Consider the following 24095-nt stretch of genomic DNA (forward strand, 5'->3'; position numbering starts at 1 on the left):
ATCTTTTCTTTCAGTCGTCCGTCGGACAGACGGTGGTGATCACCCCAGCGTTGCGAACCCATTCCGCTAGATCTGCAGGGGGAACGTTCAGGGTGAGGAGCTGGTTGATGATGTTTCCTAGGGCCGTGGCCTCAGGATCCGTGACGTGGATGCTTTCGCCGAGGGCGGCGGCTGTCCTTTGCATGAGGAAGAGGTTCTTTACTCCGCCTCCCATGACATAGGTTTTCCCCGTGGATCCGGTCAGAGTGCGAAGCGTGTGGATCGCATCTGCTTGGGCTCGGGCGATGGAATCAAATACGACGCGCAGGATTTCGCCTCGTGTCGAAAGGGTGACGTTGTGTTCACGTGCTGCCTGCACGACGCGATCCGGCATGTCTCCAGGGGCGCTGAAGCGCGGGTCGCACACATCGATGATGGCGCCTGGATTTGAGGCGTCCGCTAGCAGCCGGTTGAGTTCTTCGTAGCTTGGATTTCCCCAGGCGCGCCGGCACTCTTGGGCGACCCAGAGCCCAGTGAGGTTGAGCTCGGCTCTGTTATCGCCCCGTGCGGTGGCTTCATTGGTGACCCCTCGGGAGTAGGCCTCCTCTGTCACCACCGCTTGTGCGGTTTGTGCGCCAACAACGGACCATGATCCGCAGGAAATAAACATGGCGTCTTCGGGATAACCACATTCCCGAGATAGCGATGAGAGTGCACAGGCGGTGTCATGAGAGCCAGCGGCGATGACGCGGACGCCATCAGAACGGGTGCCGATCACACGCCGCTCGCTGGTGATAGAGGGGAGTCGTTGCCGGTCGATACCCGCTGTGGCGAGTATCTCCTCGGACCAATCCTCATGACTTGCCGCGAGAAGCCCCGAGGTAGAGGCGATTCCTCGCGACGCCCACGCCTGTGTGGGCTGATCAAGCACGCAGCGGGCGATGAAGTCCGGGAGGAACATCACCGTGCCTGTGCTGGGCGGTTGCAGTGCGAGGCGATACACAGAGTTAATGTCTTGGGGGAGAACGCCGGAGGCGTGGTATTGCTCCGTCTCCGGCATTCGTGATGCCATCAGGCTTCGACCTCGGGCGCCGGCACTATCCCGATAGGAGCGTGCCTGCGACAGAGGATTATTGTTTTCGTCAACGACGACGAAATCGACTCCCCATCCATCGACAGCAACTGAATCAATTTCTCCGGCCGCGTGGAGTGCCTGGGTGGCTGCGTCTTTGAGCGCATCCAAATCCCAGTACAGGTTTCCCTGTTCATCGGTGCAGACGTGGTGTTCTGCACGAAACACTTCCGACCTTGTCAGTTTCTTGGAACCTGTGTCCCATGCACCAACAATTCCACGAACAGAGGACGAGCCCATGTCGATTGCCAAAGTCCTGATGACCCGTGACATTATGTGATCCTTATCTCTTGTCGCTCAGTACACTGCGCAATTAGGCAAAGAAGGGACCATAGGTTTCGCAGGCGCGGAAGTCGGCGCTTTCCTTGTCTGCGGTTCCAAGGAGACCCCATGCGCGCGGACGGAAGATCTCTGCATCGTCCACGTTGTGCATGTTCACTGGGATACGGAGCATGGCGGCGAGAGTGATCAGCTCCTTGCCGAAGTGGCCGAAGCCGATGGCGCCGTGGTTCGCGCCCCAGTTGTCCATCACGTCATACACTGAGGTGAATGCGCCCTTGCCCGTCAGACGCGGGGCGAAGAACGTGGTGGGCCAGGTACGGTCCGTGCGGTTCTCGATCTTTGTGGTGGCCTCTTCGCTCAGGGTGACGGTCTCACCCTCGGCGATCTGCAACACTGGGCCGACGCCCTTGACCAGATTCAGACGAACCATGGTGACAGGCATGTTCGGAGCGGTGCGGAAGTGGGTAGAGAATCCACCGCCACGGAAATACTCGTGGGTTGCCGCATGGAAGGTGGTGGCCTCCATGACAGCCTTCTGGTCCTCTTCGGTGACTTCCCAGAAAGGCTTGGTGCACGGATTACCGTCGGCGTCCTTCATCACGCCGGTGGCGTCGAGAGTGGTGGCGCCGGAGTTACGCAGGTCCAAGAAGCCATTCGCGGCCCCGCCGGTGGGCTTTTCGCCAGTGACGCGCTCAATGGCCTCAGGAGACCAGTAGGTGCGCACATCGGAGAACATCTGCGTGCGGTTGGTGAGCAGATAGTTGAGGAGCATGCTGGCACCATTGAGAGTGTCATTCTCCGTGGCCAACACCACCGGGCGGCGGGCGCCGTTCCAGTCGAAGGTGGTGTTCAGCATGGTCTCCATGAAGTCACCATTGGGGTAGGTGTCGGTCCACTGACGCTGACCCTGGAAGCCGGAGGCGATGGCGTTGAAGCCGCATGCTTCCTCCTCGAAGCCCAGCTCGGCGAGCTTGGGGTTGCCTTCCATCATGTCGCGGCCGATGAGAGCCATCTTGGTGATGAAGTCCCACTGCTCTTCGACGTCCTCGCGCGGCTCGGGGTTGAAATCCTTGCCTATCTGGACGTTCTCACGCACCCATGCGCGTGCCTTCTCATACTCTTCGGGATCGAAGATGCCTTCGTTGATGCGGCGAATGAACTCGGTCATGTCCACGGACTCCACGCGCATGCCGAGGTAGTCCTGGAAGAAGTGGCGATCGATGGAGGAACCAGCGATGCCCATGCAGGTCGAGCCCATCTGCAGATAGCCCTTACCGCGCATCTGGCCCGCAGCAACGGCTGCACGGGAGAAGGTCAGGATCTTGTCAGAGACCTCTTCGGGGATGTCGGTGTCATCAGCATCTTGAACGTCGTGACCATAGATGCTGAATGCGGGAATGCCGTACTGAGCGTAGGCGGCGAGATTTGCGGCCAGCGTCACGGCGCCGGGGCGCTCGGTGCCGTTATAGCCCCAGATGGCGTGGAAACGGTTGGGATCCATGTCCATGGTTTCCGTGACATAGCACCAGGCGGGAGTCACGGTGAGTTCGGCGATGACGTTCTGGCCAGCGAAAAGATCGTCGCAGGCAGCTGCTTCGCCGGGGCGGCCGATGGTGGTTTCGGCGATGACGACCTCAACGGGCTCGCCGTCGAGGTAACGGAGATTCTTAGTGATGAGATCGGCGGCAGCGTGGGCCATCCACATCGTTTTATCTTCGAGTGATTCGCGGACTCCGCGACGACGGCCGTCAATGGTGGGTCGGATGCCAATCTTCGGATGATGAACCATGAGTACTTCTCCTTCGGGAGGTAATGTCACCCCAGTATGGGGGATCTGGAGCGCCGTGGCCGATGGGGACGAATGGGCCTAGTCATCGGTCCGTGGGCACTGTCTCATGCCCGTATGTTAGCGCTATCAAAAGTCTAACACCGGCCCTACAGGCGGGGAAGGGCTTTCGACATCTTTCTCGCTGGCCCCACACGTACGGGGTGGGTTTTGTGGCGTTAGCCCAGCGTAAAGACGACTGAGACGGTCGTCACTCTGACTCGCGAGGGTGGGAAAGGCTGGAGAGAAGGGCCACCCAATGGGGGTAGTTATCCGACGGTGTGTGGCCAGAAAGGAGAGCGCAGCATGATAACGCTCACACGTGACAGCACAAAAGAGCCCACCATGACGATGGTGGGCTCTTAGGTATGTTGCTTTGCGCTTGTGCGGCTTAGCGCTTGTGCGGCTGGCCGTAGGTGGCGATGGCGGCGCTGGCCTCTTCCATCTGCTCGGGCGTGAGGATGCGCGGGGTGCCCGCAGCTCGGGCGTTGAGGTAGACCTTGGACAGCCATTCAATGGACTGTGCCTTGGTGTAGGCCTCGGCCAGGTCTTTACCTGCGGCTACGGAGCCGTGATTGCCGAGCAGGCATGCGGTTTTGCTCTGCAGTGCGGCCTCGACGTTGTCGGCGAGCAATTGGCTGCCATAGCGGGCGTATTCCGTGACGGGGATCGCTCCGCCCATGGTGGCGGTGATGTAGTGGATATTGGGTAGCTCTGTCACTCCTTCAAGGCTGGCCACGGTGGTGGCATAGGCGGAGTGCGTGTGCACGATCGAATCGAGGCCGGTCGTCTGCAGTGCCTGGAGGTGGAGGTGTATCTCACTGGTGGGGCGATACTGACCTTCGACCTGCTCTCCGGTGTCGAAATTGACCACGCAGATGTCTTCCGGGGTGATCCCAACGTAAGGCAGTCCGGTGGGGGTGATGGCTACGAGCTCACCTGCGCGAATAGAGATATTTCCGGCCGTTCCCACGACCAGCCCGTCGGATGCGAAGTGCTGGCAGTAGTCGGCGATGAGTGTTCTCTCTTCTGAGAGAAGCATGGTGTCCTCCTGGCGATTGGGTCTGCGAGTAGAAGCCGTGGGCGTCTATCACTGTCGTGTCTATGTGATGACTAGCGATATATGCAGCTAGAGGCTATAAAACGAGAAATGATAGCGCTCTCATTTGTCATGTTACTACTCTTCTTAGCGATCGGCATAGCGTATGTGAAATAAAGTGAGCTATGACAAGTACGGCGCAAACACCCACTAACGGGGGTAATATGGCAGATATGGCTGTGTTCATGTCCACCGCGGTTCCCTGCGGTTCGCTGCGCCTGGGTACAGCGCAGCACTACTCCGCAGTCTCATCGTCTGAGCAGTGGAAGGTAGAAACACGCTGCACGCAGGCGATTGTTGCCTAGGCAGCGGCGGGCACGGCGCAGCACAGCGCGGCGGCTCTCCCTTGGAGCGGCGCAGGGTAGGGCGTCAGCAGTGGCCCGTGCGGGGGTAGTGGCCTAGGCGGAAGGTTCTGCTCGGAAATCTGCGGTGAGCAGCTGTACTTCGAAGGGATCCTCGGCTAGACCGGTGAAGCCGCGGCTGCTGAGATGGACCTGCTCGACGGCGATGGGCTGCACCGCACCACTGGCGAGGATCTCCCGAGCGATCTGTGCCGCCGCGGTCTCGCGGCTCTCGGTGTCTGTGGTAGTTAATGCGGTGGCAATCTCTGCGTCCACGCTCTCATCGCAATAGCGGGCGATGTTATAGCGCTTGCCGCAGGTGGCATCGGAAGCGAGATAGCTGAGTGTGTCCGCGGCACCGCTCATGTAGTTGCGTGAGCCGAGAACAAGATCGAAACGCCCGTCCAGGATCCGGTTTTCCAGCGCCCCATAGCTATCAATGCTGAGCTGGACCTGGAAACCAGCCTGCTCGAGCTGCTCGGCGATCTCCGATGCGAGCTGGGGAAGCTCGGGGATATCAGAGTAGGTGGCTATGGTGATATGGGTGGGGCCATCCTCTAGGTCGTCTGTAGCCGGGGTGTTCAGCTTGATCGGCTTCGTTGTGCCATCGCCGCGTTCGGCGGCGCGGAAGAGCGTATTCTGCAGCGCATTCGTATCCGCAGGGTAGCTATCGCGGACCAGCGCTGGCATATCGAGTGCCTCAATCGCCGCGCTGCGCACATCGGCGCGGGTGAAGATGCCTTTGTCCGTGTTGAAATACAGCAGACTAGTGCGCGGGGTGGATACCGTCATCACCTCGGCGCGCTCGCTCACATCGCTCAGGCTCGCGGCTGGCAGGCCCGCCGCGACATCGAGCCGGGAGCTTGCCACTTCGCGGGCCAGCTCGTCCGGATCGGCGGAGAAGGTGACATCCACGTTGAGCACCGTGGGCTGATCGCCCCAGTAGTCCGCATTGGCCTCAAGGTGGGCCTGTCGTGGAGTGGCCTCCTTCCACACATAGGGGCCTGTGCCGAAGCCGATCGGGGTGATCACCAGGCGCTCATCTTCTGTGGTGTAGGCCTGAGGAGAAAGAATCATGGTGCCCGGATCCGCGAAGCGCTGCGCCAAGATCGGATCCTGACGATCGGAGGTGACCGTCACCTCGAGAGTGTTCGTGGCGGTGGCCCGCAGCGCCGCCGAGCCGAGCCCGCGCGGCCGGAAAGGAGAGGCAAAAGCCTCGTTGAGTGAGTTGGCCACGGCATCGGCATCCATGGGGGTGCCATCATGAAAATCCACCCCAGAGCGCAGCTCAAACACCACGGTGGTGGAGCTGGGCTGCTCCCAGGACGAGGCCAACCAGCCTTCGGGAGTGCCGTCGGGGGCGATGCGCACGAGCGTTTCCGAGGAACCTAACCGCGTCGCGATGGAGGCATCCGCGCTGAAGGGCGCGAAGCCGGCGACAGGGGAAAACGCCACGCCGAGACGGGCAGAGCTGGCGTTGGGGGTACCAGAATCGGCGGAACAGGACGCAAGCCCAATCGATAGGGCACACACTGCCGCCAGGGCAGTGGTGGTGGCAACGTTCATGAGGCAAGAAGCTTTCTAGATAAGCACCGAGATTCACCTCATGGTAGCGCGCCCAGATACACCACCACCCTAGGCACGCACAGGGGCGCCTAGGGTGGTGGTGCGAGGCGGCGTCGATAAGCATCGCGCCACGGTGAAGGAGATTACTCCTTGTCCTCGGAGTCCTCCTCGGAGTCCGCATCGTCCTCGTCCACGGTCGGGACGTCCTCCGGATCCTCGTTCTCGGCCTCGCCCGGCTCGACATCCTCGGTCTCCGGGTAAACGACGCTGAGAACCAGCACGTCTTCATCGGCAGCCAGGGAGCAGTTGCCGGGCATAGCAACGTCCTTGGCTAGGATCTGGGTGCCGACCTCGAGGCCCTCGATGTCGATCTCGATCTCTTCCGGAATGGAGAGCACGTCGGCCAGCAGGAGCAGGGTGTCTGCATCCTGGTAGACGAGGGTGCCCGGAGCCGGCTCGCCGGTGTAGGAGATCGGCACCTCGACCTCGACCTTTTCGCCGCGGGAAATGGCGTAGAGGTCGATGTGGTCGATGTCGAAGCTCAGCGGGTTCTGATCAACGTGCTTGATCATGGTGAGGTGCTCCTCGCCATCGACGTTGAGGTTCACAATCGCGTTCACACCGTGGTTACGCACGATGGCAGTGAACTCGATGCGGTCGACGGTGGCGTGCACCGGGGCCTCCAGGTGCTTGGAGTACACCACGAGGGGGATCAGGCCGTCGCGGCGGGCACGGCGGGCAGCGCCCTTACCGAACTCAGTGCGAGCGCTTGCCTTGATATCAATTGCCTTAGTAGCCATTGTTATCTCCTTAAAAGTTTGTGTTAGTGGTCAGCGCACCGCAGACGGATTGTGCTTGATCGCGCCGGAACCAAGTGCAGGTCCACGACACGAAAAAAGCCCGCAGGCAGTGCGTGGCATCTCGCATCGCCGCAGGCTAGAAGCCCCAATAGGTGGGGCTGAGCTCTTGGATCGCGTCGATAACGGGGCTTGGGTTACAAACCCCCTCGCCGAGACGAACGGAAGTCTAGCACAACCCGCAGGTTATCCACCAAAGACAACCCGATTTCGGATGCGGCCGATCCCGTCCACGGAGACCTGAACCACATCATTATGGGAGAGATACTCGCCGCGACCATGCCCCACACCCGCTGGGGTGCCGGTGGCGATCACATCGCCAGGATTGAGCGTGTACAGCTGTGAACAGAAGGAGACGAGATCCGCTGGGCTAAACACCAGATCCGATAGCGGCGCATTCTGGCGCTCTTCGCCATTGACCACGGTGTGCAGTCGTGCCTCCGGGTCCAACTCATCTGGGGTGACCAGCCATGGCCCGAAACCGCTCGTGCGCTCCAGGGACTTGCCCTGATGCCACTGTTGGGTGCGTTTTTGCAGCTCACGGCAGGTGAAATCATTGATCACCGAAAAGCCAGCGATGGAATCCGCGGCCTCCTCCGGTGTGACATTTCGGGTGCGCTTAGCGACGATCACTGCCAGCTCACCCTCGTAGTCTGCAGTGTCCTGAGCGAAAGACGGCACCTGGATATCGTCGAAGGGGCCGATCAGCGCCTCGGGAAACTTGATGAACAAGGTGGGCACATCGGGGCGTTCGTGGCCCATTTCCTCGATATGGGCCGCGTAGTTCAGGCCGACACAGATGATCTTGCTGGGGCGCGGAATCGGCGGAGCCAAGGTGTGTTGCTCAAACTCCACCGTCAGCTCCGAGGCGTGTGCGGCGAGCTCGCGCCAATTGGGCTGCTGGAGCAGCTCTGCCACATCGGCAAACTCACCGACAAGAGTGGCCGAGTGGTCATCGTCGACGCGTCCCACGCGAGTCCGATCTGGGGTGAGTGGGGAGCGAAAGGTAGCAAGCTTCATGTCCACCGAGGCTACTTGTCCCGTGGCTGGAGTGCAGTGCGGCCGGCACGGAAGGGGTAGGCCGCCCACCAGCGGGCCCAGCGGTTGTTTAAAGTTGAAAGGACACACACAGGTGCGAGGAAGGAGGATGCGGGTGCGGTTCTTCAGAAAGAAAACAGCGACCTCCGCGGCAGAACGCAGCCAGGCGGAGAAGCGCGACTCCGCTCATGATGGTGATACCCGAGTGCACAGTGGCGCCGGCCACTGGTGTGATGCAGGAGCAGCGGCGGACATTGCACCCGAATCCGCGATCGTGCTTGAAACCGCGATGACCGGCCTCGATGCCCCTATCGCCGTGTTTCGCACCGAGGATGACGAGTTCTACTGCATCGACGACACCTGCACCCACGAGGATGCATCGCTCGCTGAGGGCTGGGTGGAAGGCTGCGAGGTGGAATGCCCCGTGCACGTGGCAGCCTTTTGTCTTAAAACTGGGGACGCGCTCACCCCACCCGCCAGCGAGCCCGTGCGTACCTACCCAGTACGGCTCAACGACGGGCACGTGTGGGTGCTACTAGGGGAGTGAGGGGCTAGGTCTCGGCTCCGCGGAGATAGCTCAGATCCGCGGGATTGACGGGGATCTCAAAATCTAACTTCATGCGCACAACGTCAACGTTGCCACCTTTCCCCGGCATCCGTTCTTGAGTCGCGTCGCGTGAGGTCACTGGGCCAAGGTAGAAGAAATCAGTGCCTTCGCGATCATCCCGCTTGGCGAACATGTGGAGGTCGACCGAGTTATTGATGATCGGAATGAGTTCCTTGCTCTGCAGGGGGCGTTTTCCACGGGTGTACCAGGTCATGGTCTCCGGGGAGTCGAGATAATCCTCGTAGCGGGTGCTCTCAGAGAACCCATCACCCTTGTGGTGGGTGATGTAGATCGGGCAGGTGTTCGTCTCTTTATCTATCCTGTAGCCCTGAATCACGCCGCGTTCATTGCGCCTCCAGTTGAAAAGCCGGCAGAAATCTTCGCGGTTGTATAGCTTGCCTACGATCATCTTTCCGTCGATGGAATGCTTCTCCTTGTTGAGGAATAAGCTCGTTTCGATGATGTCGTCGACATGAGCCTTGAACAGCTCGGATGAGCGATAGTTCTCCAGGAACATCGAAGAAAGCCTGAGGCCGTTGCCTTCTCGCGTGATGACAGGAAACTCTGGCTCGGTTTTCCAGCAGTCGAATTCTCCGGTGAGCACGCGGACCGCGCTATCAATGGTGGCGCGATCGGATGTTGTGCCGTAATCGGCAAACAAAGCGCGGGTCTCGTCGATCGTTGTGGGGCCATCGATGAGACGACGAAGCAGTAGCGGCTCGTGCGGGCGCTTACCGTTGAGAATCCTCAGAGAGAGCAGATTGAGCAAGCCTACTTGAGTCTCGCTTGGGTGCTCCTCGCAAAACTTCACGTGGCACAACAACGACCAATAATTCCTATCAGTCGGTGTACGTTTTTTCTTCGTAAGGGCCATGGCCTCGGGCTCAACATTGCCGAAGCGGGCGAAGTCATAAAGCGTGGGTACTTTGTTGAGCCGAGCGCGAAGATCTTTGATATCAAGCTTCAATCGGTGGATGGAATCTATGGGTGCTTGACTAATAGCGTCGAGGATGCGTTGCTGGGCGATGTTATCGAAAGAGATATGACTGAGTCCGGACACTGCTTTCGCTGCACGCGCGCCGTCTCGAAGGACACCCTTAATTCTGGTCTCACCAGTGAGAGCCATCGGTACCAGATAATTGTTCTTGTAGTTACCGATGAAGTCGATGACACGAAGATTCTCTTTGCCCGGGTACTTCCGTAGGCCGCGACCGAGCTGCTGCGTAAATACAATGACTGACTGCGTGGGACGCAGCATTACGATCTGGTTGACCTTCGGGATATCGATCCCCTCATTGAAGAGATCCACCGTAATAATGTAATCCAGCTCGCCGGACTCTAGCCGCCGCACCATGCGCTCGCGCTCCTGGTGTGAGTCGGTCGCGCTGAGAACCACAGTGCGAAGGCACCGCCCGAATAGTTCAGACTCATTGAGCATGTGAGAAAGGTCCTGCGCCTCTTCGGTGCGACTGCAGAAGATAAGACCACACACATCCCGCACGCGACCATAGACGCGTAGTTTCTCCAGAAGATGCTGCACGCGCTCCTTGGCGACCAGATATTTCAAATCTGTGACGTCATCTACGGTGTTGCCGTCTTCCGCGACATAGTCAGCTACACCGTAATAGTCGAAGGGCGCCAGCATATCGTTCTCCAGTGCAGTGCCGAGGCGGATCTCGAAAGCTACGTTGAAATCGAAGAGCTCATAGACGCTGCGATCATCCGTACGCTCGGGAGTCGCAGTGAGCCCCAAGAGGAAATCAGGCGTGAAGTGGTCCATGATCCGGCGGTAGGAGTCAGCGGCTGAACGGTGAGCCTCGTCGATAATGATGTAATCGAACTGATCAGGGCTCAGGCTGTCCAAGCTGCTGTGGCGAGACATCGTCTGCACGGTGGAGAATACGTAGCGAGGCGTAGCATTCCGTTCATTGCCGAGGAATACAGAGAACTCGTCATCCTCTGCGTCAATCACGCGACTGAACTCCTTGCGCGCTTTACGCACAATCTGTTCCCGATGAGCAAGGAACAAGAGGCGAGTCGGTTGTGCTGCACGTGCGGCAAGTGCGGCCAGAATGGTCTTGCCGGTGCCAGTGGCGGAAATAATCAGTGCTTTCTGAGCGCCGGTGCTGCGCAGCTTAGTGAGCTCTTCCAACGCATGAAGCTGCATGTCATTGGGGGTGATGCGTTCTCTCGTGCGTAGTTGGGTGTCCCGCTCAGGAAAAGCTGGCGCCTGGCGGCGCGAGCGATACTCCTCGATCCAGTCCCGAGTCAAAGGAACGGAGATACCACGTTGGTAGGTCGTGGCGTCGTGTAGCTGATAGGCGATGTCCCCGTGTTCCATCGCGCTGAATTTGACGTTCCACTCCTGATTTTTCATCAGTGCTTTACGGGTCATATTCGCACTGCCGACAATGGCGGTGACACCGAAAACCGTGGAGAAAATATAGCCCTTGGCGTGGAATCCATAAGCGTGATCATCCACCACGCGAACCTCAATATTCGGAAGTTGGAGCAGCTCCTCGAACATTTCCGGCGAGTTGAAATCCAGGTAGGTGGACGTGATGATCGTCGCCTTACCCGTGTACTTGAGTAGGTACGGCTTGAGGAGGGCAAGAGCGCCCGGGGTAATAAACGCCACCGAGAAAATAAAGGAACTACACCGCTCCATCTCTCGGGTGATAGCGGCCAGCATTGTGTTGGGATCGCGATTATCGATCAGATGAGGGGTTTCATCGCCCTGTGGTGCATGGTCCTGATCAATAAAGCCATGGTGAAGATCGTCCAGCAGCTGCGGTGTGGGATTGGTGTTGCTCATGCGTGTGCCAGGATCTCCACGGTAGGAACATCGGCCGGCGCCCATTCCACGTCGTTTAGCTCCTCTTTGCTGAGCCAGCGGACCTGTTCGTGCTCGGTCAGTGTGGGCTCCTCCCCGGAGGGCAGAGAGCACACGTATGTGGCCAGTTCGATGATCGCGAAATCATACTCATGCCGCGTGGTGGTGATGTGTTCTTCGATCCGGGCGTCGATCAGTAGCTCTTCTTTGAGCTCGCGGGCGAGGGAAGCCTCCGGTGTCTCTCCCTCTTCAATCTTTCCACCCGGGAACTCCCAGAAGCCGCCGAGGCTCTTTCCCTGTCCTCGTTGGGCGGCAAGGATCTTTCCGTCTCGTTGGAGTACGGCGCCGGTCACTCGAATGGTCTTCTTCATCACGCCTCGCGTCATCGGGGGTTAGTGCTGTTTGACGCTGTAATTGTAGCAATCGTCCCGGACACCAGACCCTGATATTGGCTGATGCGGAGTGTTCCATCAATCGGAACGAGAACTGTCGACCATAGTGACCTGAACCATATTGTGGACTGGAACGTAAGGACGCTAATAGGAAAGAGGGGCGCTAGGGGCATGTCTACACAGTTGCTTGCGATGTCGCACAGTCCATTGCTCAATGTTCTTGAGCCACCGAAGGACGTGCTCGAAGAACTCCACAACGCTTTCGAACAGGCTCGAAACTACGTGAAGTCCTACGACCCGGAGCTTGTGGTCCTCTTCTGGCCCGACCACTACAACGGATTCTTCTATGATCTGATGCCGCCTTATTGTGTGGGCTACGAATGCGTGAGCGTTGGAGACTGGGGCGGACAGGTTGGGCAGCTCACTGTGCCCACCGAGTTGGCAGAGGAGCTCGCTCAGTTCATCATTTCCAGTGATATCGACGTGGCTATCTCGCGTCGCATGGAAATCGACCACGGGGGAGTGCAGCCGCTAGAGGTGATCTACGGCGACATCGAGGGGATCCCAGTTATTCCTATCTTCGTCAATGGAGTCGCTCGCCCCTTCGTATCAATGGAACGTGTGCGGCACCTGGGTGAGGCTGTGGGACGCTTCTTTGCGGATCGCGATGAACGGGTGCTGTTCATGGCATCGGGAGGTTTGTCCCACGATCCTCCGGTGCCGCAATGGGCTACGGCCACCGAAGAACAAAAGAAACTCTTGCTCAACGGCCGTCATCCCACGGAAGAAGCCCGGCATGCTCGAGAGCAGAACGTCATCAACAACGCTGTCGCATTTGCCAAAGGTGAGGCCCCTATTCAGGACCTTAACCCGGAGTGGGACACAGCATTTATGCAGGTGTGTGCCGGCAAGGATCCGACTGGATTCGATAGCTACATCGCTGACGAGATGGACGAACAAGCAGGCCACTCCTCCCACGAGGTACGCACCTGGGTGGCGGCGTTTTCCGCACTTGCGGCCGCCAATCCCGAGGCGGAAGTCCATTACCAGTACTACAAGCCAATCAAGGAGTTCATCGCGGGCTTCGGAATTATGGCGAAAGGATAGGGCGCAGCTATGAATGATGCGAAAGAAAAGGTTGCCGCAGCACTGCTCGAAGCTTATGACACTAAAGAAGCCATCGAGCCGCCGCGCAACACCATTCCTGATCTAGATCTGGACGGTGCCTATGTCATCCAACAGTGGCAAGAACGTGCACTGAAGGAGCAAGGGCGCACCATCCTCGGTAGGAAGATTGGGCTCACATCCATCGCGATGCAGCGGCAGCTTGGCGTTGATAGCCCCGATTTTGGTTTTTTCACCGATCAGCAGCTATTCCACGATGGGGACCACATTGATGTCTCCCAGTTTATCGCTCCAAAAGTGGAGCCTGAATTGGCTTTTAAGATCAATCGCGATCTGGGCGCTGATGCCACGTTTGACGAGGTTGTCGACGCAGTGGAGGAAGCCTATCTCGCAGTAGAGATCATCGACTCCCGCGTTCAGAATTGGGATATCCGTCTCGTTGACACAGTGGCAGACAATGCCTCGTGTGCGGCAGTCATTTTGAGCTCCAATCCAGTTGACATACCTATCGGGCAGTTGGCCGAGGTTGAAGCCGAGATGACGGTGGGAGAAGGCGCGCCGCAATCAGGAATCGGTTCGGCAGTCATGGGGCATCCATTAAAGCCCCTCGTCTGGCTAGCCGGTGTGCTCGCTGAGCAGGGAACCCCGCTCCAGGCAGGAGAAATCATTCTTACAGGTAGTTTCTGCGGCGCCGCAGCGGTACATGCGGGAGAAAGCGTTCGCGTGGATTACGGCAAATATGGAACTTTGACAGCCACTTTTAGTGAAGGGCAACAATAATGAGTAAAAAGATCACGGCAGCCATCGTTGGTCCGGGAAATATCGGCACCGACCTCATGTACAAACTCCTAAAATCAGAGGTCATTGAGCCGGTGTACATGGTGGGAGTCGATCCGCAATCGGAAGGGCTCAAGAAGGCAAAAGACAAGGGCTTGATTACATCGGCCGACGGCGTCGAGTGGCTGGTCAAGCAGGACAGGTTGCCGGATATCGTCTTTGAGGCAACCTCCGCCAATGCGCACCTCGCAAATGCCCCGCTTTATCGAGAAGCGGGAATTCGGGCAATCGACTTAACCCCCGCGGCTGTGGGACCCTACTTCTCTCCCAGTGTGAATCTGGACGAGATCAAAGACCTCGACAACGTCAATATGATCACGTGTGGCGGACAGGCTACGGTCCCTATCGTCTCTGCTGTGTCCAGCGTTGTTGACGTGGAATACGCGGAAATCGTTGCCTCGATTTCCTCTCGCTCCGCAGGACCAGGCACGCGTGCCAATATTGACGAATTTGTAGAAACTACAGCTACCGCGCTGGAAAAGCTGGGCGGGGCGCGGCGAGGCAAGGCCATTATCGTGCTCAATCCCGTTGAACCGCCAATGAATATGCGCAATACCGTCTACTGCTCGTTGCCGGCCGAGGCCGCACAGGAAGGCGAACTGCAAGACAAGGTTCTCGCTGCAATCGAGACCATGGTTGAACGCGTGAGTTCCTATGTTCCCGGCTATCACGTCACCGCTACTCCGCAGTTCGATGAAGCACGACCGGAATGGAATGGCTGGGGTCGCGTCACTGTGTTGCTTGAGGTAACCGGTGCCGGCGATTACTTGCCGGAGTACGCAGGAAATCTGGACATCATTACTGCAGCAGCTGTGGACACAGGCGAACGACTCGCGAGCCTGATCTAGGAGAGGATTTTTCACCCATGAGTATTCGTATTAATGACACAACGCTGCGCGATGGCTCACACTCGGTGCGCCATCAGTACACCGAGGAGCAGGTGCGCACAGTCGTACGAGCCCTCGATGATGCCAATGTAGAGATGATTGAGGTTACTCACGGCGATGGCCTGGGCGGATCATCCTTCAACTATGGCTTCTCCAAGGTCAATGAACTCGATCTGATCGCAGCTGCGCGCGATGAAGCGAAAAATGCCAAAATCGCTGCTCTCGTCCTACCTGGCGTCGGGCGCGTAGATGACATCAAGGAAGCACAAGCACGAGGGGTAGACGTGATTCGCGTCGCCACCCACTGCACCGAAGCCGACGTGTCGATCTCTCATTTCCAAGCGGCCCGCGAGCTGGGCCTCGAGACAAGCGGCTTCCTCATGCTCTCGCATCGCTCGGAGCCAGCTGCTCTCGCACAACAGGCGCGGATCATGGTGGATGCTGGCTGCCAGTGTGTGTTCGTCGTGGACTCGGCCGGTGCAATGATCATGGAGCAGGCATCAGACCGCGTGAAGGCGCTCGTGGACGAGATCGGTGACGATGCCCAGGTGGGCTTCCACGGTCACCAAAACATGTCTTTCGGCGTGGCCAACTCCGTCCTCGCGGTTCGCGCAGGGGCGAGCCAAATTGATGGTTCTCTCGCCGGGCTAGGCGCCGGGGCTGGCAACTCGCCGACGGAAGTCCTTGCCGTAGCATTCGAGCGGCTAGGAATTGACACTGGCGTGAAGACCAAAGAAATCCTGCACGCCGCGGAGGATGTACTCAAACCTATGGTGGATCGACTGCCCGCTATGGACCGCGGGGCGATCGTTCAGGGGCAGATGGGCGTGTACAACTCCTTCTTGCTCCACGCCGAGCGCGCGTCGGAACGCTATGGAGTGCCTACGCAGGACATCCTCGCGGAGGTGGGGCGCCGAGGATACGTCGGCGGGCAAGAGGACATGATTATCGATGTTGCTGTCGACCTCAAGCGAGCCGGCTAGAAGCATAGAGTGAATGCTCTACAGTGGCCTCCCACCTGAGAAGAACTCATGTGGGAGGCCACACGTGGTGTGTGCACCAGTGCACCCCGGCGGTAGCGCTAGCCGGCACGTATCGCGAAGCAGGAAAATGCCTACGTGCTGGGGCTAGTCGTCAAAAATCTCGGGGCGGTTTTTTCTTTGCCACTGTTGTACAACGCGGCTTGCCGCTACACAGATCTTCCTGAGGGGAGGAAGAACCCTTGTCGGATCAAAAGAATCCGAAGGGCCAGACACGCTCATTGCCGCCTGCGGCACATTGTGTATGCCGAATATGGGCGCTGCTACACAGTTCAGGCCTAGTGTGATCTCTTGGCGGTCGTAGGCGATTCCGGTGTCATGAATTGTGGCGAGCTCACGCTTAAATTGCGCAGGATCCGTGATCGTGAACGGGGTCCAGCCGCGCAGCCCGGAGGCCAAGACAGTTTCGGTGGCACCTTCATCAAAAGCGAGCATCGCTTTGCCGACGCCTGTGCAGTGCGCTGGTGCCCGGCCACCAATACGGGATGGGGCATCAACTCCACGCGCAGAAAACAGCTTGTTGACGTACACGACCTCGGTGCTGTCGAGATAGGCCAGGTGCACGGTGTGCCGGGTGTGTTCAAAGAGTGCGGCGAGATAAGGCGTGAGCTGCTCGCTGACGAGCTCTGAATGCTTACTGCTTCGCTCTGTGATGAGTTCGAAAAATAGCGGGCCAAGCCGGTAGACATCGCCGGAGCGTTCAAGCGCGTCGTTGTCTACCAGCGTTCCAAGGAGGCGGTGTGTCGTTGTTTTTGAGAGCTCGGCCCGTCGGGCGAGTTCACTGAGTCCGATGCCCATCGCGTCGTGGGTGGTGAAGCATCTCAAGAGACTCATCGCTTTGTCTACTGCTCCGCGAGTGTCTTTCGTTGGCTGTTCTCTTGTCATAGGGGGCTGACCTCATGAGTAACTGATGTACGTAGGAGACGTACTGCGATCTTTAAGCACTGGGTGGGTGCGGGGTGGCGTGGTGAACGGTGGCCACGTTTAGAGTGTCATCTTTTCTATTTTAAATACTTTCAAATACCCCTATGGGAGGGTGGGTAAGGTTTGGGGTGCGGGTGGGGCGGACATCTAGTTGAAACTGTACTCCCTGGGCGACGTTCCGGAGGGTGGAACGGACTCTTTAGAAAAGTTTGACATCAGTCACATAATTAAGCACACAAGATATGAATCAGCTCACATAGCAATGTCTTTATGGTTGTTGGCCACCCTCTGTGCTGAGGGGAACGGACCGTGATGGCGCCGGTGGGTTGATTCAGCACAGTAGAAAACCATGCCGTAGTGGTTGTGGTCTTTCGGGTTCGATCTATCCCCTGGGATGGCGCCGCCGAGCATGGTTTCCACAGTGTGACACGACAGGATAACGAAAGTAGGGACGGAGAAAATGGCAACTCCGAACAACCCGAGGCCTCTTGCTGGGCTGCAGCGCCCCGAAGGCCTTGATGCCAATACAGACATTGGCGGAATGGTCGACCCGGACGCAGGACTGATTGATCGCCGCATTTTCAGCGATCAGGAAATTTACCGGCAGGAGATGCGTCGGATTTTCGCACGCTCGTGGCTGTTCATTGCACACGAGGACCAGTTCGAAAAACCGGGCGACTTTTTCCAGACCTACATGGGAGAGGATCCGGTGATCGCCTCGATGAACAAAAAGAGGGAGATCCGGGTCCTGCTGAATAATTGTCGCCACCGAGGTGCGCGAGTGTGCCGTGCTGACCATGGTCGCACGAAAAACTTCACCTGCACCTATCACGGCTGGACCTATGATCTCGACGGCGAGCTCATCAACCTTCCTGGTAAGGGCAACTATGACTCCTCCTTTAGCGCAGCCGACTGGGGACTAGTTACCGCGCCTCGCGTGGAGTCCTACAAGGGACTCATCTTCGCTAACTGGGATGAAAATGCAGAGCCGCTTGAAGAAGCGCTGGGTGATCTCACCTGGTATCTCGATGCTTTTCTCGATCGTGACCCAGAAGGCACCTGCGTTGTTGGGGGAGTGACCAAGTGGGTCCTCGAGGGCAACTGGAAGCTCGCGGCGGAGCAATTCGCCACGGACTGGTACCACGTCAATATGTCCCACGCCTCGGCGTTGATGGTGATGTCGCCATCGGGCAAGGGGCCGAAGAAAGCCATCGCAGAGCGAACTGGCAAGCAGTTCACCAGCGAGGCAGGCCATGGTGCCGGCTTCCCGGTGCATCCGAAAAACCGCTTTGATGCCCAACCCGTGCACGAGTACTACGACTACGAGTTCCTGCGCGATCGCCTGTCGCCGGAACAAGTCACGGGTCCGATGACCAATGGGCACGGCAACGTATTTCCTAACTTCTCCTATCTTCCCGTCAACGGCTCGATCAGGGTGTGGCACCCCAAGGGGCCAAACAAGATGGAGGTATGGGCGTGGACGGTACTGGATAAATCGATGCCGGAGGACGTCAAAAAGGCCCAGCGGTTGTATAACCTTCGCACCTTCGGGCCATCTGGAATTTTCGAGCAGGACGACGGAGAGAACTGGTCGGAAGTACAGGCGAACGCCCATGGCTTCATGATTCAGGGAACTGCTCTGAACTACCAGATGGGAATCGGTACCGAGAAGCACAACGAAGGCTTCCCCGGCACCACCTCGGAGCTCTATTCCGATGCTGCCGGTCGAGGGTTCTACCGCCGCTGGAAGGAACTCATGAACACCCCGGCCTGGCACGAAAACTAAGACCGCGCCGGTTCACCCACCACTATCTATGTCACTAGAAAAGGTTCACCCATGTCTGAAGCAATAAAAGTCGCCGTCATGGACGATATCGAGCCTGAAGAGGCCATCGTCGTCGATACCGATGTCACCGGTTTCTCGGAGCCCATCGCAGTGTTCCGCACCGAGGATGATGAGTTCTACGCGCTCAATGACACCTGTTCCCACGAAGACGCCTCGCTCGCCGACGGTTGGATTGAAGGCTGCGAAGTGGAGTGCCCAATTCACACTGCGAAGTTCTGCCTGAAAACGGGTGCGGTGCAATGCATGCCTGCTACCGAAGATGTGGCAAGCCACAAGCTCGAGCTGCGCGGAGAAGAGATCTGGATCTATCCCGGTACTCCCGCTACCGCTGAGTAGATACCGCTCATCGGCATAAAGAATTGTCTTCATACTCAAGGAGCTGAAAACTCGTGGCACACACACTCATTATCGGCGGCGGAATCGGCGGGTTCAGCCTCGCTCAGTCGCTGCGCAAGCTGGGGTGGGATGGGCTCATCACTATCGTGGACCCTCATGGCCTGCCTTATGATCGCCCGCCTCTGTCTAAGGAGATCATGCAGGGCACAAAAAAGCATGACGATCTATTGCTCGCCCCGGCTGAGTGGTTCGAGGAAAACCGAGTTGAGGTAGTCCAAGGAGAAGCTATTGCCGTGGACGGCGTCAATAAGACCGTCACACTGAAGGACTCGCAGAAACTCGGATACGACAATCTCGTTATCGCCACCGGTGGCGTGCCCCGGGTGCTACCCCTGCCCGGTTTCAACCACCCTGAGATTCTCTCACTGCGCACCATCGAGGACGCGGAGACCCTCCAGAGCAGGCTTAGCCCGGGGGTTGATCTCGCTATCGTCGGCGCGGGTTTGATCGGTGCGGAGCTCGCTGGATCTGCTGTCGATCTGGGAGCGCAGGTCACGCTTATTGACCCAGCACCCGTTGCTCTGGTGCCAGCGGTGGGCGAGGAGATCGCTACTCGCCTGCACAACATGCATGACGATCATGGCGTCACTTATATCAATGGGCTTACTGAAGAGATCAACTACCACGACGATGGTGATCACGCGTTCACCGTGAAGATCAAGGGGCACGATTCCCTGGCTGCGGATGTCGTCGTTGTCGCAGTGGGAATCACCGCAGAGGAAGCGCTTGCTCGCTCAGCAGAACTTGATTTCGACAACGGCATTCTGGTGGACGAAGCACAACAGTCCAGCGTGCCAGGGATCTGGGCTATCGGCGATTGTGCTCGTACACGGCGCGAGGATGGAGCGCTCGAACGCCGCCATGAGCATTGGGAGAACGCGGTACACACTGCACAGACTGCCGCCGCCGCGATTGCAGGGGCGGATCTTCCGCAGCATGGTGCGGGCTGGTTCTGGTCGGATCGCTATGGCGTTCATGTCGAGGGAGTAGGCGACATGAGCCTTCCTGGAAGCACGGTCGTTCGCAAGGACAGCAACGGGCATCCCGCGGTGGCGTTCCGAATCACTAACGACGGTCGCGTCGTGGGCGCCGCTGCCGTTGATGACTCGATGGCGGTGCGTGCAGCACGACGAATGATTGATCGAGGCTTAAGCCCCGATCCGGACAAGCTCGCCGACCCTGGCGAGAATCTCAAAAAATTGGCTCGATAAGTAGCCCGGGGGACTGTAGAGGAGACATGTAATGACTGACTATTTACGCAGGGACGATGCGGTCGTGGGGGAGCTGGTGGACATCCAGCGCGCCTATGAGTTGCAGAACTTTTATTATCGCGAGGCGGATCTCCTGGACGATGGCCGCTATACCGATTGGTTGGAGCGCTTCGATGATGACTTGCTGTATTGGGCGCCGACCCGATCCAACCGCCTGCGGCGGCAGCAGGCGCTGTCCATCGCCGCTTATGGGGAAGCAGCCTTCTATGACGAAACGAAAGAATCGCTGGCATGGAGAATCCGGCGTTTTGATTCGGGCATGGCGTGGGCTGAAGACCCGCCTTCACGTACGAGGCATCTGATCACCAATCTCGTGTTCCGACACGCAGAAGTCGCTGGCGAGGAAGTTATTGAAGCCCGCAGTAACTTTCTCGTGTGGCGTACTCGGTTGGAAGAAGAAAAGGATGTATTCGCTGGTACCCGGACGGATCTCGTCCGCGTCACCGACGAGGGATACAAGATTTTCGATCGACGCATTCTCCTGGATATCAACGTCTTGACCTCTAAGAACATTTCGACGTTCTTCTAGCTGGCAGCCACGGACAGGAGAGGATTCATTATGGCGCAACAGAGGTTTCACGATCAGACAGTCTTTATCACCGGTGCGGGTTCCGGATTGGGAGCAGCGCTCGCGCGTCGATTCCATGAACAGGGCGCCAACGTGTCCTTGGTCGATGTGTCGTTGGAACGAGCACAGGCGGTAGCTGATGAATTAGGGGCATCCCGGGCGCTGGCCTGCAGCGCCGATGTGCGGCAGCCGGAAGCGCTCCATGCCGCGGTGGAGGAGACATGCCGTGCCTTCGGAGGGATCGACACTGTGATTCCCAACGCTGGCATCTGGGACTACAACCGCTCGCTCACGAAGCTCAACGGAGCGGAACTTGCCGCGGTGTGCGACGAAGTTTTTGGCATCAATGTCAAGGGCTATGTCCTCACAGTTGAGGCTACGTGGCGAGAACTCGTGAAATCACGCGGCTCCATCATTATGACCTTGTCCAATGCCTCCTTCTACGCTGCCGGCGGCGGTCCGGTGTACACCGCAGCCAAATTCGCCGATAGAGGGCTCATGCTCCAGTTCGCACACGAACTGGCACCAAAGGTTCGCGTCAATGGAGTGGCGGTCGGCGGAATGCGTACTGACCTTCGTGGCCCGGCGGCCGCAGGATTGGACAGTCGCAGCTTTAAAGACACCATTGATCGCCGACCAGAGGGCGGCAATCCCTATATCCCATTGCACGACATTTCGACAGACCCGAGCAGCTTCACTGGGCCCTACATCATGCTCGCAGATCGCGAGGACGGGGCCAACATAACTGGTTCGGTAGTTCAGATCGACGGAGGCATCGCCGCGCGCGGCTTCCACACAGCCGCAGGAGGCGATTCCTTATGATGATTACCGGCGTAGTCCACAATCCGGACTCCCTGGACATCAACCCCGTGTCACAGATCGCACGACATGCCCAGTACAGGCCCGACGCCGTAGCGTTGGTCTATGAAAACAGAAATATCACCTACGCGGAGCTACACGAGACTCTGCAGCGTTGGGTTCTGCACCTCGATGAAGCAGGTGTGAGACAGGGCGATCGTGTGGCTTATATAGGCGTGAACTCCGCGAGCTTTTTCTACACCATGCTCGCCACATGGTGGTTGGGCGCCACGTTCATGCCCTTCAATTTCCGACTCTCAGCGCCGGAGATATCAAAGCTGCTGATGCAGGGGACTCCGCACACAGTCGTCGTCGAAGGCGAATATGTGGGAAAGGCCATGACGGTCTATGGAATCGAGCGTCAGCATATTGTGTCCGTCGACGATGATGAGCTCAGTCCACCGGATAAGACGATCCCTGTTTACTGGCACTCCACGTCAGCTTTCACCACCCCAGATGAGACCAATCCCGCGCCAAAGATTCGGCCCATGGGGATGAAGGATCTTGCGCTGTTGCTCTTCACCTCCGGCACAACCGGATTGCCGAAGGGGGCACAACTCACCTTCGGGAATCTGTGGTGGAACCAGATCAACGTGGACTCCATGGTGGATGTGCGCCCGGGCGATGTCACGCTGGCCACGGCTCCTCTTTTCCACGTGGGTGCGCTGAACTCGTTTTCCATTCGGTCTCTTGTGCGTGGCAATACCGTGTTGATTCACCGACAGTTCAACCCGGGCCGCGTGCTGGAGGATATAGAGAAGTACTCTGTGTCCACATCGTTTCTTGTGCCTGCCCAACTAGAGGCCATGTTCAAGCACCCGAACTTCGGTTCCTCGGATCTACGCTCAATGCGGGCCACAATTTGTGCTGGAGCTCCTGTTCCGCCCGTATTGATCCACCGCTATATGGAAAAAGGGATCAATATTCAGCAGGCGTGGGGGCTCACAGAAACCTCACCCTTCGCCACGTACCTTCCGCCAGAGATGACTGTCTCCAAAATCGGTTCCTGCGGCATTCCAATGCCCTATACCGAGGTGAAGCTCATGAACTCTGACACCGGGGAAGAGGTGAAAGAGCCCGGCGTTTCGGGTGAAATGTGGGTGCGCGGACCTAATGTGGCCACAGGATATTGGAACAACCCCGAAGTTACGAATACCGCCTACACCGCGGGATGGTTCCATTCTGGGGACATCGGTATTCGCGACGAAGACGGCTTCTACTACGTGGTGGACCGTCTCAAGGACCTCATTATCTCCGGTGGAGAGAATGTGTATCCGGCAGAGGTAGAGCGTGTGGTCGCTGGGGTGGAAGGTGTGCTGGCCAATGCGGTTGTCGGCCACCCTGACCCCGATTGGGGCGAAATTGTGGTGGCGGTCGTCCAGCTGGATGAGGGTGCGACCCTGACGATTGAGCAGCTGCGGGAACACTGCGAGCATCACCTAGCTCGCTACAAGCTGCCGAAGAAGCTGGTGCTTGTCGACGCCATCGACCGCAACTCAGCCGGCAAGGTAAACAAAATCGCTATCCGGGAACACGTGCGAGAAGTGCTTGCGGTGGAACATGCTCGAGACGCAGCTGCGACGCGGGAGGACGCCGATGCTTAAGATCACGCCCATTGTTCGCTCGTCTTTGAAGCACACGTACCCCTATGGCGCGGAGGATGTCGAGATGTCGCTGGGCACCGCGGAACGTATGCGTGCCAGCATTGCGGAAGCCTTTCGAGCTAATCCCCGCTGCCGCCGCGTGATTGTGGGAGTGGCTATCGACGATCTCGATGGGGTGAGAGCATGCGAAGCGGCGGGGATGCATTTCGTCGTGGACGTCGAGACTCGTGACGGCGAGGAGCTGAATCTCATGGTCGCCGAACCTGACCGAGTCAAGCAGCAAGCTACAGATATTGACTCATTGGAGCTGACATGACATTTGAAGAAAAGTGGAACGACTTTTACTCCCGTGTGGATGACATCGCCATCACCCTCGGGCTCTATCCGATAGAAGGCTCGGCTGAGTGCGTCAAGGTGGGAATGCCCTTGGCTAAGGAAGTCTCGCAGCCGGCCGGAATGTTCGCCGCTCCCGCGCTCTTTGGCCTCGCGGATATCACCGCCACATGGTTGGCGATGCACAACGTGGCGGAAGGCGTGTTCCCTCTTGCAGTGTCATCGACGGTGAACGTCGTGGCGAACACCAGGAAGGGCGATGCGATTGCCACCGCACGGATCGTCCGCGCCGGGAAGACGATCATCGTCACCGATACCGAGGTTCATTCCAGTGCGGATGGCACTTTGCTCGGAAAGTTCCTGACCACCTATTCGGTGCCGCGGCCGCGGGACTAATCCTCCGCATCGGATTGTCCCGCTCAGCGGAACATACACCCACCTAAAGAATGTGATGA

General features: G+C 58.2%; 22 protein-coding genes. 13 read left to right on the forward strand and 9 right to left on the reverse strand.

Annotated elements, in window-relative coordinates:
• Positions 1-10 precede the first annotated feature (10 nt).
• The 6 genes from GBB18_RS00475 to GBB18_RS00500 all read right to left on the reverse strand — a co-directional run bounded on the left by GBB18_RS00475 (position 11) and on the right by GBB18_RS00500 (position 8101).
• Positions 11-1384, reverse strand: coding sequence for an FGGY-family carbohydrate kinase (locus GBB18_RS00475; protein ID WP_151548904.1), 1374 nt, complete (start codon positions 1382-1384; stop codon positions 11-13).
• A gap of 40 nt (positions 1385-1424) precedes the next feature.
• Positions 1425-3182 (reverse strand): L-fucose isomerase, encoded by a 1758-nt coding sequence (locus GBB18_RS00480; protein ID WP_151640386.1) that lies wholly within the window; start codon positions 3180-3182, stop codon positions 1425-1427.
• A 427-nt stretch (positions 3183-3609) separates the two neighbouring features.
• Positions 3610-4260, reverse strand: coding sequence for a class II aldolase/adducin family protein (locus tag GBB18_RS00485; RefSeq protein ID WP_151530097.1), 651 nt, complete (start codon positions 4258-4260; stop codon positions 3610-3612).
• Between the two features lie 455 nt (positions 4261-4715).
• The gene (locus GBB18_RS00490; protein ID WP_151640387.1) at positions 4716-6224 is read right to left on the reverse strand and encodes an ABC transporter substrate-binding protein; all 1509 of its coding nucleotides are present in this window, start codon (positions 6222-6224) and stop codon (positions 4716-4718) included.
• A 143-nt stretch (positions 6225-6367) separates the two neighbouring features.
• The gene (locus tag GBB18_RS00495) at positions 6368-7024 is read right to left on the reverse strand and encodes a 50S ribosomal protein L25/general stress protein Ctc (protein WP_151640388.1); all 657 of its coding nucleotides are present in this window, start codon (positions 7022-7024) and stop codon (positions 6368-6370) included.
• Positions 7025-7267: 243 nt separating this feature from the next.
• Entirely contained in the window at positions 7268-8101 is an 834-nt protein-coding gene (locus GBB18_RS00500; protein ID WP_151640389.1) for a fumarylacetoacetate hydrolase family protein, read from the reverse strand.
• Between the two features lie 133 nt (positions 8102-8234).
• Here GBB18_RS00500 and GBB18_RS00505 point away from each other — a divergent pair, with 133 nt between their 5' ends.
• Positions 8235-8666, forward strand: coding sequence for a bifunctional 3-phenylpropionate/cinnamic acid dioxygenase ferredoxin subunit (locus GBB18_RS00505; RefSeq protein WP_370513251.1), 432 nt, complete (start codon positions 8235-8237; stop codon positions 8664-8666).
• Between the two features lie 4 nt (positions 8667-8670).
• Here GBB18_RS00505 and GBB18_RS00510 read toward each other — a convergent pair whose 3' ends face one another.
• Both GBB18_RS00510 and GBB18_RS00515 read right to left on the reverse strand, forming a co-directional pair.
• A complete protein-coding gene (locus tag GBB18_RS00510) occupies positions 8671-11541 on the reverse strand; it encodes a DUF3427 domain-containing protein (protein WP_151640391.1) in 2871 nt (956 codons plus the stop codon).
• Complete coding sequence (locus GBB18_RS00515) at positions 11538-11930, reverse strand: (deoxy)nucleoside triphosphate pyrophosphohydrolase (RefSeq protein WP_151640392.1); 393 nt, start codon at positions 11928-11930, stop codon at positions 11538-11540. The genes GBB18_RS00510 and GBB18_RS00515 overlap by 4 nt, the downstream gene beginning before the upstream one ends.
• 192 nt (positions 11931-12122) lie before the next feature.
• Between GBB18_RS00515 and GBB18_RS00520 the strand changes: the two genes are divergently transcribed.
• The 4 genes from GBB18_RS00520 to dmpG are packed head-to-tail and all read left to right on the forward strand — an operon-like array spanning position 12123 to position 15783.
• Positions 12123-13058, forward strand: a complete 936-nt coding sequence (locus GBB18_RS00520) for a 3-carboxyethylcatechol 2,3-dioxygenase (RefSeq protein WP_151548897.1) — start codon at positions 12123-12125, stop codon at positions 13056-13058.
• Positions 13059-13067: 9 nt separating this feature from the next.
• On the forward strand, positions 13068-13856 hold the full coding sequence (locus GBB18_RS00525; protein WP_151640393.1) for a 2-keto-4-pentenoate hydratase: 789 nt from the start codon (positions 13068-13070) through the stop codon (positions 13854-13856).
• Positions 13856-14761 (forward strand): acetaldehyde dehydrogenase (acetylating), encoded by a 906-nt coding sequence (locus tag GBB18_RS00530; protein WP_151640394.1) that lies wholly within the window; start codon positions 13856-13858, stop codon positions 14759-14761. The genes GBB18_RS00525 and GBB18_RS00530 overlap by 1 nt, the downstream gene beginning before the upstream one ends.
• Positions 14762-14778: 17 nt before the next feature.
• Positions 14779-15783: a 4-hydroxy-2-oxovalerate aldolase gene (gene dmpG, locus GBB18_RS00535; RefSeq protein WP_151640395.1), complete on the forward strand. Its 1005-nt coding sequence runs from the start codon at positions 14779-14781 to the stop codon at positions 15781-15783.
• 144 nt (positions 15784-15927) lie between these two features.
• On the opposite strand, the gene GBB18_RS00540 is transcribed toward dmpG, so the two are convergent.
• Complete coding sequence (locus GBB18_RS00540; protein ID WP_151640396.1) at positions 15928-16725, reverse strand: IclR family transcriptional regulator; 798 nt, start codon at positions 16723-16725, stop codon at positions 15928-15930.
• A gap of 499 nt (positions 16726-17224) precedes the next feature.
• Between GBB18_RS00540 and GBB18_RS00545 the strand changes: the two genes are divergently transcribed.
• From GBB18_RS00545 to GBB18_RS00580, 8 genes are read left to right on the forward strand one after another with little or no spacing between them, the layout of a single operon-like run.
• Positions 17225-18550 (forward strand): aromatic ring-hydroxylating dioxygenase subunit alpha, encoded by a 1326-nt coding sequence (locus GBB18_RS00545; protein ID WP_151640397.1) that lies wholly within the window; start codon positions 17225-17227, stop codon positions 18548-18550.
• 51 nt (positions 18551-18601) lie between these two features.
• On the forward strand, positions 18602-18946 hold the full coding sequence (locus tag GBB18_RS00550) for a non-heme iron oxygenase ferredoxin subunit (RefSeq protein WP_151640398.1): 345 nt from the start codon (positions 18602-18604) through the stop codon (positions 18944-18946).
• Positions 18947-18999: 53 nt separating this feature from the next.
• Complete coding sequence (locus tag GBB18_RS00555) at positions 19000-20217, forward strand: NAD(P)/FAD-dependent oxidoreductase (RefSeq protein WP_151640399.1); 1218 nt, start codon at positions 19000-19002, stop codon at positions 20215-20217.
• Positions 20218-20248: 31 nt separating this feature from the next.
• Entirely contained in the window at positions 20249-20806 is a 558-nt protein-coding gene (locus tag GBB18_RS00560; protein WP_151640400.1) for a 3-phenylpropionate/cinnamic acid dioxygenase subunit beta, read from the forward strand.
• A 30-nt stretch (positions 20807-20836) separates the two neighbouring features.
• The gene (locus tag GBB18_RS00565) at positions 20837-21667 is read left to right on the forward strand and encodes an SDR family NAD(P)-dependent oxidoreductase (RefSeq protein ID WP_151640401.1); all 831 of its coding nucleotides are present in this window, start codon (positions 20837-20839) and stop codon (positions 21665-21667) included.
• Complete coding sequence (locus GBB18_RS00570) at positions 21664-23307, forward strand: AMP-binding protein (RefSeq protein WP_151640402.1); 1644 nt, start codon at positions 21664-21666, stop codon at positions 23305-23307. The genes GBB18_RS00565 and GBB18_RS00570 overlap by 4 nt, the downstream gene beginning before the upstream one ends.
• Entirely contained in the window at positions 23300-23623 is a 324-nt protein-coding gene (locus tag GBB18_RS00575; RefSeq protein ID WP_225990200.1) for a hypothetical protein, read from the forward strand. The genes GBB18_RS00570 and GBB18_RS00575 overlap by 8 nt, the downstream gene beginning before the upstream one ends.
• Positions 23620-24036, forward strand: coding sequence for a PaaI family thioesterase (locus GBB18_RS00580; RefSeq protein ID WP_151640403.1), 417 nt, complete (start codon positions 23620-23622; stop codon positions 24034-24036). Before GBB18_RS00575 ends, GBB18_RS00580 begins: the two co-directional genes overlap by 4 nt.
• Positions 24037-24095: the final 59 nt, after the last annotated feature.

The organism is Corynebacterium sp. 11A (genome assembly GCF_008930935.1).
In the GTDB taxonomy this organism is placed as follows: Bacteria; Actinomycetota; Actinomycetes; order Mycobacteriales; family Mycobacteriaceae; genus Corynebacterium; species Corynebacterium megadyptis.